The following is a 13480-nucleotide window of genomic DNA, read 5'->3' on the forward strand; positions in this document are numbered from 1 at the left end:
ATGCTGTCAAAGTAACGATCTAAATTAGGTTATCCTCAATTTTTATTATAAAAACACAATTTTCCACTCTTGATCGGCTGCATCATACGTTTTCAGTTCCTTAAAACCTACCGCATAGTGTGCTTGTATGGAGCGGGCGTTGGTTGCGTCTATTTCAGTTATAATACAATTAAAGCTCTTCTGGGTTTTAGCTTGCATAGTCTCGTACAATTTCCTGAAAATCCCTTGCCTACGAAAAGCCTTGTCCACACAGATTTGGCCCATGGCGATACAATTGGTGATGAGTGGAACCGTGCAATCCAATTCCTTGAACATAGGTTTAAGAACCTCTATCTCATTGGCGAATTTTGGGTGCATGCATAGCGCATAAGCTACGACCTGTTCACCGGATTTTGCGATGATATGCGGACACACATCGTTCATGGCTTTTAGTATCTCAAAATTATGAACTACGGTAACAAAGCCCTCTTTCTCCTTTTCTTGCGCTGAAACCGAAGTAGGTAGGTTTTTCTGCTGGAGTACTAGAATTTGTTCCAGTTCAATAGCTGTCGTAGCCGTGGTGTAGATAATCATTTTATTTCGATTTGAGCCATTCTTCTCTTTGCTTCAGTTGTTTTTTTGAAGATTTTTCATCCTTTTTTTCCATTAAAAACAGACTGTAATCGGGGTCAGCTTTTAAGGTTAGCTTTGTTTGTTTTTTCATTCCAAAACGGTTGAAGTCTATTTCTAAGATGTCGCCTACTTTCAATTTTTCAATATAAGCGCTAAACTGTTGGCCATCTGGGAAACCACTACCATTTATGTTGGTGATAATATCACCTTTGTCAAGTCCGCCTTCGTACGCTGGAGAACCTATTTTTGGGTTGGACCGTACCTCACCATGACCATCTCCGTTTAGGGAAACGGATGTCCCGAAGTAAGGTGTTTCAGAATTTTGCATTAAGGTAACTCCAACAGTTTTCAAAAGTGAATTGTAATCTGGCATTTCACTTTGATAGATGTAATTATCAAAAAATCTGTCAGCGAAATCACTGCCTGCATAGTCCGCTAAACCTTGTTCCAAGTTTTTAACTGTATAGGGTGTTTCCGTTTTTCCGTACTTTTCCCAGACCAGTTTCATATAATCGTCTAGATTCAGTTTTTCCTCGCGCAGCGATAAATCCAAAGCAAGACCAAGAACACTTCCGTAAGAATAATAAGAAATAAAGGTATTCTCTCTATTTACGGGGTCCACAGATGTAGCCGCATCTACAAAAGGAGCCTGGTAGCTCATTTCTATTGGATTAAAAAATTGACGTGCTGGCGAGTTCCAAACGTAGTTGAATGTTCCTGAAATACCTTCTACATATTTTTTAGGTGTTATAATTCCTGCCCTACAAAGAATAAGATTGGTGTAGTAACTGGTAAAACCTTCGGCAAACCAAAGTGCACCACTCATATTAGCTTCCTCAAAATTAAAAGGCTCTAAAGATTCCGGGCGGATGCGCTCTACGTTCCAGGCATGAAAAAACTCATGAGAAACCGTACCAATATTCCCTTCCATGCCTCCCTTTGCAAGACTGCGCGTACTTGTTAGAATTGTTGAATTGCGGTGCTCCATACCATCACCGGAAGCGTTTGGAATGTAACAGGCCAAAAATGTGTAGGTGCCGTAATCGAAATTGGGTAATTCACCAAAAACGTCCCTCTCGGCAAGAACTACTTTCTTTACGTTTTCAAAGTAGGCATCAAGTTCTTCTTCTGTGCCGTTATGGTGGAGAACAAAACGTATTTTTTGTTTCTTTCCAGTGTTTTCTACTTCGAACTCACGAACGGAATGGTTACTGATTTCCGTTGGGCTGTCCATAAAATAATAGAGGTTAGGCGCGGAATAGGTGGTGCCGGAGATCAATGACAACTGTGTGGCAACTTTCCACTCTAAATCTTTTCGAACTTTAAAATCGACCTCAATTTTTCTATCGCTTAAAGTAGGTGCGTACATAAAGGTAGCGGGAATATTCAGGTGGGCATGGGTTTCGTCCACTTGTGAATAAGTACCGTCACCACGGTTCGCAAACAAGGTGTACGTAATATTTATAGTTCCGTCGTGCCCTATGACCTTCCACTCATACGGGTTTGGTCGAATAATTTTTAGGCTTTTCCCTTTACTATCAGTAGCCTTAAAATTATATACATTCTTTGCGAATTCGTGTAGGGCATAACGCCCGGGAGAGGTGCGGCTCATGCGAAAAGCGATAGTATCGGATTTTAGTTGGGGAAAGTTACCATTAATCACCGCCTCATGGTGAACAGCATTTTCAAAAGAAATGTGGTAGCTGTTTGTTTGGCTAGAAAGCATGTTAATAGTAATAAGCAGAAGGGACGAAAAGAAGACTTTCATTAATTTAAATTTAATATGGCCAAGATAATACTTAATGTAGGCTTTACCTAGGTTTGAAAAGATTGATAAGTTGGATATTTAGGTAAGATTTTACTTAATAAACAAGCAACCGTTTAAGAATCAGGGTATCTGCTTAGTGTCTAAAATATACCCATGAAAAACATACTTTGTTTTGTGCTCTTTAGTTTTGGCTTTCTACAAAGCGGTAGTGCACAAGATGATGAACCTCCGCAAATATTTAGAAATCAATTTTCTACAAATTTAGTATTGCCCATTGTTCAGAGTTTTGATATGAGCTATGAGCGTACTGTAGCCAATAAATGGGCTGTAGGTGTTTCAAGTGCGGTTTATGGTGATGATATTAAAGAGTTGGATACTGATAATTCTAGCTATAATCGCACTACAAATTTTGAAATAATGCCATTTGTGCGACTTTATCTGAATGGTACACAGACAAAGAGTCATTTTTTTGAAATTTTTGGGTCTATATCGGAAGTTGATGAAACGGGGAGGTATGTTAGAACTATTAACGACCAAGGTTATGGTGTGTATGCTATTGGCACTAAAACCTATACAGTAGGAGGTTTGGGAACAGGATATGGGTATCGGTTTTTATTTGTGAAAAACAGATTAGTTGTTGAAGCACAATTGGGCATACGCACGAACTTTAGTACAAATTATATCTTTTTAAATGTTGCTTTTGTTCGCACGGGAATACGAATAGGATATAGATTTTAATACAGAAATTATGCGTTTAAGATATATTGGTGCAATGCTTTTGGGATTATTTCTTGTAGGTTGTTACCACGATGACGATGGCGGTTCAAGCTATATTTATGTAGAGGCACTAGACGCGTTTACTTTTGAAGCTGAAGATGAATATGTGGTAGGGGATACCATCTTCTTCTCTCAGAAATTTAGCCGATATCTCAAAGAAAATGGTTATTCCGAGTTATTGGATGTCTATGAAACAACAAAAGCTGAACAGTTTGGTTACTCCTTCGATTTACAGAAATTTTCTGAATTTTCTAATACTTATGTAAGTATCTCTATTGATTCAAAATACCTGTTAACAACGGAACTGGATACTTCAGACTATTACTATTCTAATTATGGCACTATTGCGGAACTCAACGATCAGAAGGACGCCTATGAATCTAAAGTGGGTATTATTTTACCGGAAAGCGGAAAGTTTAAATTAGATTTTTCGAATGTTCAATTTAGAAGTCAATTTTATCACCATTTGTACAACGAAAATATTTCTCTCAGCATAGCGCATCAATTTACGGATATAGATGATACTACTTTAGAATTTGTTGTATCGGAAGAAGATTAGCCTAGTTCGAACTTTAGTCAAAAAACAAAGTATTTCGCCCAAAGATGCTACATTTGGGGTTATGGTTGGTTTTCCAAAAAAATTAGTGAAAAAGCTGGATGATAGGGCTGATGCGAATGCCTTACGGAGCTTGCCTGTGCCCAATAATTTAATCGATTTTTCTTCAAACGATTATTTAGGTTTTTCTACCAATAAACTCATTTCCGAAGGGGCCACTCGTTTTTTAGAAAATTTGAATGTTCCGCAAAATGGTGCCACAGGTTCTCGTTTACTTTCCGGTAATCATGAACTCTATCAAACTTTAGAAAACACATTGTGTAAATTTCACCAAACAGAAGCCGCTCTGGTTTTTAACTCTGGATATGACGCCAATCTTGGTTTTTTTAGTTCGGTCCCACAAAGGGGGGATGTTGTTCTATATGATGAATATATTCATGCCAGTATTCGCGACGGCATTCGGATGGGTAACGCCAAAAGTTATAAGTTCAAACATAACGGCTTGGAGGATTTGTTGATAAAATGTAAAGCTGAGCACAGTAAAAACTCAACTGAAGCAGAAATATATGTAGTAACGGAGTCTATATTTTCTATGGATGGCGATGCACCAGATTTGAAAGCATTTGCCGAAATATGTGCATCGTACAATTGTAATTTGGTGGTAGACGAGGCCCATGCAATTGGTGTCTTTGGTAGGCATGGTGAGGGTTTGGTTCAGGAGTTAGGTTTGCAGAATTCTATATTTGCTAGGCTGGTTACTTTTGGCAAGGGAATTGGGTGTCATGGTGCCGCGATTCTAGGCAGTGAGCGTTTAAAATCCTATTTAATCAATTTTGCCCGCAGTTTTATGTATACAACAGGGCTTCCGCCGCATGGAGTGGGCTCCATACTATCGGCTTACAATTGTTTGAAAAACAGGACGGGGAATCTTGAAAGGCTAAAGCAGAATATTTCCTATTTCAATGGTAAATTAGCGGGTTTAAAATTGCAGTCGCATTTTATTCCAAGTAATTCGGCTATCCATTGCTGTTTGGTTTCTGGTAATAATAAGGCCCGAACTATGGCTAAGGTAGTGCAGAAAAAAGGGTTTGATGTAAGACCTATTCTTTCACCTACTGTGCCAGAGGGTCAGGAAAGATTGCGCATTTGTCTTCATAGTTTTAACTCTGAAAAAGAGATGGATGATTTACTAAAAGTGGTGGCGGAGCTTGTATAATTATGAAAGAGAAATTTTACACTTTAGCCTCTTTTGAATACCCAGCGGATGTTCAAATATTGAAAGGAAAATTAGAATCCGAAGGTATTTCCGTTTTCTTGAAAGATGAATATACGTTGAATTCTGACCCTATGATCAGCAATGCTATTGGTGGGGTGAAAGTGCAGGTATACACAGAGGATAAAGAAAAGGCAATTGAAATATATAATGAAATTAGGGCTTATGCCCTTGATGACAATGGCAATTTAATTGTGTGCCCTAACTGTAAAATGCAAAAATCAGAGGTGTATTATAACAGAAAAGGAATTTTATATAAACTTTTTCCATTTTTTGAGGAAAAAAAATACAAATGCCTACATTGTAACATGATAACAAAACCTCAATAGAATGCAGCAAATTTTTGTAACAGGAATATCCACCGAAGTAGGAAAAACTATAGCCTCCGCAATAATAGCGGAAGCCCTAGAGGCCGATTATTGGAAACCTGTACAAGCGGGTGATTTAGATAATACGGATAGTCACAAGGTAAAGTCCTTGATTTCTAATGATAAGACCGTCATACACAAAAGTAGCTACGAGCTAAAAACACCAATGAGTCCGCATGCTGCTGCAGAAAGAGATGGTGTAAAAATAGACCGACTTGATATTGTTGAACCTGAAACCGATAATTCTTTGGTCATTGAAGGTGCAGGTGGTATTTTAGTCCCTCTGAGTGAAAATGATACGGTTTTAGATATCATTATGCCCACCTATCATGTGGTGGTGGTTTCAAGACACTATTTGGGAAGTATCAACCATACGCTGCTAACCATTGGTTGGTTGCAGCAGAAAGGGTATGATGTTTCTGTGCTTTTCAGTGGGGAAGAAAATCCAGAAACCGAGAATATTATCCTTCATAAAACAGGGGTGTCGTTAATTGGCCGCATAGATGAGGAACCTTCTTTTGATAAGGCGGTCATTAAGAAATATGCGGATAAGTTTGCTTCCATCTTAAAAACACTATAATTTAAAATTAATCAATTCGTACAAGGGCCAGGTCAACTTTACTGATTGTAAAATCATAGAGAGATTCCCGTTCTTCAAGGTTTTGTTTGTTGAAAATGTAGTATCCCGGTAATTCGCACTGATCTGTTTTGGTTACAATAGCTTTCCGGGACATTTCCAAATACGCTGCGGTTTCATATAGTTTAAAGGGTGTTTGAATATGGGTGCGCAAATCTTCTTGTGAGAAAACATACAGCCGAGCTTTATTACCAATTATTTTATGAATGTCTTTTGCATAGGCCTGATGTGGTGCGCTTGAAGAAGTCATAGCCTTTAATGGTAGCGCAACATGGTCAAAAACCAATCTACAAACTACCATAAAACCAATGACAAATAAATGTTTGGTGTGTCCCTTGGTTTGATGATGATAAAGCAACACTGCAGCCAATACCAAACTGAAGAGAGGCATCGTGTATTTTAGGTGAGGTAAAATTGAAAAATAACTTATAAAGGGAACAATGAAACAAGCAATAGTTGCAATGACCATAATGATTTTAAAAAAGGTATGATAAGTCTTGTGCTTCCAATTGGTCTTGCCAAGTTCAAGAAATAATGGATAAGTAAGTAACGTTACTGCCATAGGAAAAAACATATACGTGTAGCGCATTCTTGCTCCAGGGGAAATCCAGTACACTAAAAAATTGGCAATAAATGTGATGACTAAAAAAACCAAGTAAGGTTGAGCCTTAATGTTTTGTATTTGTTCCTTTTTCCAAATAAATAATAGGAATAGGGTAGCCGGAAAAATTACTGCTACAAAGTTCAAAGGAAAGAAGATAAGATGAGTTGCGAGTCCGCTAAATCGGTCGCTTAATAAGGTCCGCTGGTGAGTCAGTCCCCACATTTCAGAAAGGTAATGCTCTAAGTTTTCAAAACTCCCATAGACGTAAAAATAGAAATATACGGCCGCGGCACATAGCGTGAGACTAAAAAGATGCGGCCAAGATAAAAGTAGTTTTAAATCTTTCTTATAAAGCAGATAGCTAACTAGCGTGATTATAGTAAAGGCAAAAGAAGCAAAGCCTTTGGTTAAAAAAGCAAGGGTAATAAAAAAATAGGCGCATCCGAACAATAGGAGGAAACGTTTTTGTTGGTAAAAATGATAAATACTGTAAAGACTCAAAACGACCAATAGGGAATAGAAAATATCGATTTCAGCTGTTACACAGAAGTAGAAATAAAGGTCTGCACAAACCAAATAGTAGAATGCGCTAAGAATGCCGAATTTTAGGTTGATATATTTTCGTCCCATGTAAAACGTTAGAATACCGGTCAGTAAAAATGAAAATGCCGAGGGAAACCGAAGCGCAAAAGTGTTATAGCCAAAAATTTTCATGCTTCCGGCTAACACAATATTCCAAAGTGGTGGATGGTCGTAAAAAGTTTCGTTCAGAATGGTGGTGACTACAAAATTGTTGTTGAACAACATTTCCAATGCTACTAATGCTCGGCGGGGTTCTTCGGTGTGTAGAGGGGCTAGATGCAGATTGTAAAAAAGGGATATCGTATAAAAAATGAAAATTAAAAATGATAGCCAGTATAGATTTTTGGTATGGGTCGGTTGTAAAAATCCGGTATCAAAAAACTTCATGTTTCTTAGATTTTTCTGCACTAAAGATCATCAAAATACTTTATAAAAAAAGTTTTAATTCATCATCTTTGTACTATGAAGAATGAAATTGAGACAGAAACATTAGCATCTGAAAGTCTATCCGTTAGGGATAAAAAACACCTATGGCACCCCTTAACTCAGCATAAACTACATCCTGAAATGTTAGGAATCGTTAGTGCAAAAGGTGCTGTTTTGTACGATGAAAACGGAAAGGAATATATAGACGGCATCGCTTCGTGGTATACGAGCGCCTATGGCCATTGTAATGAGTATATTACGGAGAAGGTCTATGCGCAGATGCAAAAACTAGATCAGGTGGTATTTAGTGGGTTTACGCATGAGCCCGCTATAGAATTATCCGAAGAACTTATAAAATTGCTTCCGGAGAATCAAGAAAAATTATTTTTTTCGGATAATGGTTCAACGGCTACTGAAATCGGTATTAAAATGGCATTGCAATTCCATTTCAATCAAGGCCGAAAACGTAAAACGATGCTGGCTTTTGAAGAAGGGTTTCATGGTGATACATTTGGGGCCATGTCTGTTTCTGGACTATCGGTTTACAACGGGCCTTTTGCTGAATTTTTTATTGACGTAGAACGTGTAGATGTTCCTACGGATGAAAATATAGAGGCAGTTCTATCTAAGTTGGAAAAGAGGTTGCAACAAAACGATATTGCCGGATTCATTTATGAGCCTTTAGTACAAGGTGCTGCTGCCATGAAAATGCACACAGCCGATAATTTGAATCGTATTTTGAAACTCTTGAAAAAGCACGGAGTTCTTACCATTGCCGATGAGGTTATGACGGGCTTCGGTAAAACCGGAAAACCTTTTGCATCGGAATATATTGAGACAAAACCAGATGTCATTTGCATGTCAAAAGCATTGACGGCAGGTTTGGTGCCTATGGCAATTACCAGCTGTTCACAAGAAGTGTACAATGCTTTTTATAGTGATGATATGGCAAAAGGGCTCTTTCATGGGCATACTTACACGGCAAATCCGCTGGCATGCACTGCAGCTATAGCCGGTCTGGAGCTGTTGCAATCTGAAGAAATTCAAGTAGGCATCAAAAGAATTATCGGTTCTCACCAAAAATTCAATACTAGAATAAAGAATCATCCAAAAGTAGCACGTACAAGACAATGTGGAATTATTTTTGCGTTGGATTTGAATGTAAAAATGGAACGTTATGGGAATTTACGCGACCAAATGTTCAAGCATTTCATGGATAATGGCGTATTTTTGCGCCCCCTTGGTAGTACTATTTATATTTCTGCCCCTTATGTAATCACAGATGGGCAACTGCAAAAAATATATACTACCATTGAAGATTTACTGAATAGTATTTAAATCCGCAGTTTGAAAGAACCGATATCCATTACCGCAATAGGCTCAATTTCCCCGTTGGGAAAAACTTCTGAAGAAACATGGCAAAACTACCTTAAAGATGTTCACTTTTTTGAGCAGAAGGCTTTTGGAGATGACAAGGAATGGGCGGCCCCATTGTCCAAAGATTCAAAAAAAGAAATTGAAGAGCTCAAAAATTCCGATAATAAATATAAAAGTCTTGATGATTCTGTTTTGTATGCGCTTTACGCTTCGCGTGATGCTATAGCTAAAGCTGGATGGAAGGAAGGTGATGATTTTGGAATAAATATTGGGTCATCAAGAGGGGCAACGGCACTCTTTGAAAAATACCATCAAGAGTTTCTTGAAAATAACCGAACGGCAACACTTTCGTCGCCCACCACAACCTTGGGAAATATTTCCTCATGGGTGGCACATGATTTAAAAACAAAGGGTCCTGAAATTTCACATTCTATTACGTGTTCTACGGCACTCCATTCGGTTTTAAACGGCGTAGCGTGGATTCGTAGTGGTATGGCCAATAAATTCCTAGTGGGTGGTAGCGAGGCAGCTTTAACCCCCTTCACTATTGCTCAAATGAAGGCGCTAAAGATTTATTCCCAATTTAAAGCAGGAGATTCTCCCGAACCAAATAAAATTGGTTTTCCTAGTCGTGCTTTAGATTTTGAAAAGGAAAAAAGCACTATGATTCTTGGAGAAGGCGCCTCTGTAATGTGTTTGGAGAAAGGAGTGAGCGAAAATACCTTGGCCGTTATTGAGGGTGTTGGTTATGCTACAGAACCTTTACGCCATAATATTTCTATTTCAACGGATGCGGAGTGTTTTCAGGGTTCCATGAAAATGGCTTTAGGTGAAATAGATCCTGATGAGGTTGATGCAATTGTGATGCATGCGCCGGGTACAATTAAAGGTGATATATCTGAGTATAAGGCAATTGAAAAAGTTTTTTGTAACAAGTTACCTTTTCTTACTACAAATAAATGGAAAGTAGGGCATACTTTTGGAGCTTCGGGAGCGTTAAGCATAGAATTAGCGGTCTTGATGTTGCAGCACCAACAGATAGTAAAAGTACCTTTCATTACTTATTCGTCTACACCGGATAAACTCAACAAAGTCCTGGTAAATGCAGTTGGTTTTGGGGGTAATGCAGTTTCAATTTTGTTGTCTCGTAACGTATAGTCCGCTTTCGAATTAGTTTAAGGTAAGATTATTCTTATCTTTAGTCACCAACCTAACTTTGCTACTTATGGAACTAGGGTTCGAAATGATGACGTTATTTGAGAAAATCTATTGGGTTACTGCTGTGGTGGGATCCATAGTTCTCATAATTCTTTTGCTTCTGACCTTTATTGGAGGTGAGATGGATGATATTGACGGTGACGTTGATACTGAAATAGATGCGGATACCGGTATTGAATTTCAATTTTTATCTTTCAAAAATCTTGTCGGCTTTTTTACCATTTTCGGGTGGTCCGGTATTGCTTGTTTAGATGCCGGAATGTCAAAAGGAGTAACCGTTTTTATATCGCTGGTTTGTGGTTTACTGATGATGTTCACCATGGCTTCTCTTTTTTATTATCTAGGAAAGTTGCAGAGCAGCGGTACTTTAAAACTCAAAAATGCTCTAAATCAAGTTGGAGAAGTATACCTGACTATTGGTGCCAATCGTAAGAGCATCGGTAAAGTGAGTATAAATGTGCAAGGTACGCTACGTGAATTGGAAGCGCTTACCAATGCCAATATAGACCTTGTACAAGGCAATGTGGTTATCGTAAAGGAAGTAACCGCAAACGGAATTTTAATTGTTGAACCCCTAAATAAATAACCAAATGTTACTAGTACCCCTACAGTTAGCGGGAAGCGCCTCGTTGCTCGCCATTGGCTTTGCCATTCTTTTCTTTTTTATCATAATCATATCGTTTATCAGGCGGTACAAGCGTTGTCCTTCAGACCGTATTCTTGTGGTTTATGGTAAAGTTGGTAGCGGAAACTCGGCCCGTTGTATCCATGGTGGAGCATCCTTTATATGGCCTGTAATTCAAGATTACGAGTATCTAGATCTAACACCTATTTCTATAGAGGTAAATCTGGTCAATGCGTTAAGTAAGCAGAACATTCGTGTAAATGTGCCTTCTCGTTTTACTATTGGTATTTCTACAGAGCCTGGCATTATGCAAAATGCAGCCGAACGTCTTTTAGGTCAAGGTTTGGAGCAGATCCAAGAACTTGCAAAAGAAATTATATTCGGACAACTTCGTTTGGTTGTTGCGTCTATGGATATTGAAGAAATTAACAACGACAGAGATAAGTTTCTAACGAACATTTCCAACAGTGTAGAGTCGGAATTAAAGAAAGTAGGTCTAAAATTGATCAACGTAAACATTACGGATATTGTTGATGAGTCCGGGTATATAGAAGCTTTAGGTAAAGAAGCGGCAGCACACGCAATAAATGCGGCAAGAAAATCTGTTGCCGAGAAAACTAGAGATGGTTCTATTGGTGAGGCGAACGCCGTTCAAGATGAGCGTACGCAAGTTGCAGCGGCAAATGCCCAAGCGGTAGAAGGGGAAAATGTTGCAAAGATTAATGTAGCCAATTCGGATTCGTTACGTCGTCAAAGAGAGGCGGAAGCAGAAAGAACGGCAATTGCAGCAGAAAAAGTACAAGCGGCAAAAGCTTTGGAAGAGTCCTATGCGGCTGAGAAAGATGCGGAAATTGCGAGAGCGGAGCGGGTTCGTAGTTCGCAAATGGCAGATATTGTTGTGCCTGCGGAAATAGACAAGAAAAAAGTTGAAATTGATGCCGAAGCGGAAGCGGAAATGATTCGTAGAAGGGCAAAAGGGGAAGCCGATGCGATATTGTTTAAAGCCCAAGCGGAAGCTAAAGGTCTGTTTGAAATATTAACGAAACAGGCGCAAGGTTTAGATGAGATCGTAAAAGCTGCGGGTAATAATCCAAAAGATGCCGTATTGTTATTAGTGGCCGATAAACTTCCTGAATTGGTAAAAACCCAAGCCGAAGCTATTAAAAACATTAAAATAGATAAGGTTACCGTTTGGGATTCCGGAGCAAAAACTGCGGATGGAAAAGGCTCAACGGCCAATTTTATTTCGGGCATGTACAAGTCCGTACCGCCGCTGCAGGAAATGTTCAATATGGCAGGAATGCAATTGCCCGAATATTTAAAAGGAAAAGATATTCCTGATGGTGAAGTTCCCGGGGATGGAAAGACCGTTGATTCTGAAAAGAAAAACGATTCGGAATAAATCTTCTTTGTAATAATAAATTAAAGGCCTGTCAAGATATTTTGATAGGCTTTTTTAGTTTCCTGAAGCATGATTATTTGGCCTAATTTGGAATATCAATTTTAGAAAGGTTATTTTTGACCCGAGATTTCAAAAGACTATGAGCGAAACAAGACATAACTGGACGAAAGAAGAGATTCTTGATATTTACAATAAACCATTAATGGAGTTGCTTTATGATGCGGCTACTATCCATAGAAAACATCATGATCCAAATACGGTTCAGGTTTCTACATTACTTTCTATAAAAACAGGGGGGTGCCCAGAAGACTGTGGGTATTGTCCACAAGCGGCAAGATATCACACGGATATTGAAGGGAACGACCTTATGAAAGTTTCGCACGTAAAAGCGCAGGCTTTAAGGGCAAAAGCTTCCGGTAGCTCGCGAGTTTGTATGGGTGCAGCATGGCGAAATGTAAAGGATGGTCCTGAGTTTGATCAGGTGTTGGAAATGGTGCGTACCATTAACAAGCTAGATATGGAGGTTTGTTGTACGTTGGGTATGTTAACCGAAAATCAAGCACACCGTTTAGCTGAAGCCGGTCTTTATGCTTATAACCACAATTTAGATACATCAGAAGATTATTATAAAGATGTTATTTCTACACGTGCTTTTGAGGATCGACTAGAAACAATAGATAATGTTCGTAAGAGTAACGTAACAGTTTGTAGCGGTGGAATCATCGGTATGGGTGAGGCCATTGAAGATCGAGCTGGAATGTTGGTCGCTTTGGCAAGTTTAAATCCTCAGCCGGAATCTGTTCCAATTAATTCCCTGGTGGCCGTAGAAGGTACGCCAATGGAAGATATGGAGCCTGTTTCCATTTGGGATATGATTCGTATGGTAGCCACCACGCGTATCGTTATGCCGGAAACACAGGTGCGTTTATCTGCTGGCCGTACGGAAATGAGTAGAGAAGGACAGGCCATGTGCTTCTTTGCAGGTGCTAATTCCATTTTTGCAGGAGACAAGTTATTGACTACTCCAAATCCCGATGTAAACGAGGATATGGAAATGTTTAAAATGTTGGGTCTAAATCCTCAAAAACCATTTACTAAGGTATCTCAACCAAAAACAGTAGAAGCGGCAGAATCTAAACTGCAGCCTTTGGGTGAAAAGCCAAAATGGACTAGACCGGGACATACAATTGAACGTAACGAAGAAGCAAAGGCAAAGAGTAAAGTGGTAGATTAGTTTAATTTTAAGAAAATATTT

The 13480-nt window shown here is 38.9% G+C and carries 13 protein-coding genes; 10 read left to right on the top strand and 3 right to left on the bottom strand.

What is annotated here, in order from left to right:
* Positions 1 to 45: 45 nt before the first annotated feature.
* Both P0077_RS09655 and P0077_RS09660 read right to left on the bottom strand, forming a co-directional pair.
* A complete protein-coding gene (locus P0077_RS09655) occupies positions 46 to 573 on the bottom strand; it encodes a GNAT family N-acetyltransferase (RefSeq protein ID WP_276168970.1) in 528 nt (175 codons plus the stop codon).
* 1 nt (position 574) lies between these two features.
* Entirely contained in the window at positions 575 to 2380 is a 1806-nt protein-coding gene (locus P0077_RS09660; protein ID WP_276168971.1) for a M61 family metallopeptidase, read from the bottom strand.
* 153 nt (positions 2381 to 2533) lie between these two features.
* On the opposite strand from P0077_RS09660, the gene P0077_RS09665 reads away from it, so the two are divergent.
* The 5 genes from P0077_RS09665 (at position 2534) to bioD (ending at position 5934) form a co-directional block, all read left to right on the top strand.
* Entirely contained in the window at positions 2534 to 3118 is a 585-nt protein-coding gene (locus P0077_RS09665) for a DUF3575 domain-containing protein (protein WP_276168972.1), read from the top strand.
* Between the two features lie 10 nt (positions 3119 to 3128).
* Positions 3129 to 3716: a hypothetical protein gene (locus P0077_RS09670; protein ID WP_276168973.1), complete on the top strand. Its 588-nt coding sequence runs from the start codon at positions 3129 to 3131 to the stop codon at positions 3714 to 3716.
* 85 nt (positions 3717 to 3801) lie between these two features.
* Positions 3802 to 4929: an aminotransferase class I/II-fold pyridoxal phosphate-dependent enzyme gene (locus P0077_RS09675; RefSeq protein ID WP_349292993.1), complete on the top strand. Its 1128-nt coding sequence runs from the start codon at positions 3802 to 3804 to the stop codon at positions 4927 to 4929.
* Positions 4930 to 4931: 2 nt separating this feature from the next.
* Complete coding sequence (locus P0077_RS09680) at positions 4932 to 5315, top strand: putative signal transducing protein (protein WP_276168975.1); 384 nt, start codon at positions 4932 to 4934, stop codon at positions 5313 to 5315.
* A gap of 1 nt (position 5316) precedes the next feature.
* On the top strand, positions 5317 to 5934 hold the full coding sequence (gene bioD, locus P0077_RS09685; RefSeq protein WP_276168977.1) for a dethiobiotin synthase: 618 nt from the start codon (positions 5317 to 5319) through the stop codon (positions 5932 to 5934).
* A 7-nt stretch (positions 5935 to 5941) separates the two neighbouring features.
* Here bioD and P0077_RS09690 read toward each other — a convergent pair whose 3' ends face one another.
* On the bottom strand, positions 5942 to 7564 hold the full coding sequence (locus P0077_RS09690) for an ArnT family glycosyltransferase (RefSeq protein WP_276168978.1): 1623 nt from the start codon (positions 7562 to 7564) through the stop codon (positions 5942 to 5944).
* 75 nt (positions 7565 to 7639) lie between these two features.
* Between P0077_RS09690 and bioA the strand changes: the two genes are divergently transcribed.
* The 5 genes from bioA (at position 7640) to bioB (ending at position 13459) form a co-directional block, all read left to right on the top strand.
* Positions 7640 to 8941: an adenosylmethionine--8-amino-7-oxononanoate transaminase gene (gene bioA, locus P0077_RS09695; protein WP_276168979.1), complete on the top strand. Its 1302-nt coding sequence runs from the start codon at positions 7640 to 7642 to the stop codon at positions 8939 to 8941.
* A 9-nt stretch (positions 8942 to 8950) separates the two neighbouring features.
* Positions 8951 to 10138 (top strand): beta-ketoacyl synthase N-terminal-like domain-containing protein, encoded by a 1188-nt coding sequence (locus tag P0077_RS09700; RefSeq protein WP_276168980.1) that lies wholly within the window; start codon positions 8951 to 8953, stop codon positions 10136 to 10138.
* Positions 10139 to 10205: 67 nt separating this feature from the next.
* Positions 10206 to 10784 carry a hypothetical protein gene (locus tag P0077_RS09705; RefSeq protein ID WP_276168981.1) on the top strand — a complete coding sequence of 193 codons (579 nt, stop codon included), beginning with the start codon at positions 10206 to 10208 and terminating at the stop codon, positions 10782 to 10784.
* 4 nt (positions 10785 to 10788) lie between these two features.
* Positions 10789 to 12225 carry a flotillin family protein gene (locus tag P0077_RS09710; protein ID WP_276168982.1) on the top strand — a complete coding sequence of 479 codons (1437 nt, stop codon included), beginning with the start codon at positions 10789 to 10791 and terminating at the stop codon, positions 12223 to 12225.
* Positions 12226 to 12364: 139 nt separating this feature from the next.
* A complete protein-coding gene (gene bioB / locus P0077_RS09715; RefSeq protein ID WP_276168983.1) occupies positions 12365 to 13459 on the top strand; it encodes a biotin synthase BioB in 1095 nt (364 codons plus the stop codon).
* Positions 13460 to 13480 lie beyond the last annotated feature (21 nt).

It is taken from the genome of Zobellia alginiliquefaciens (assembly GCF_029323795.1).
GTDB classification, from domain to species: Bacteria; Bacteroidota; Bacteroidia; order Flavobacteriales; family Flavobacteriaceae; genus Zobellia; species Zobellia alginiliquefaciens.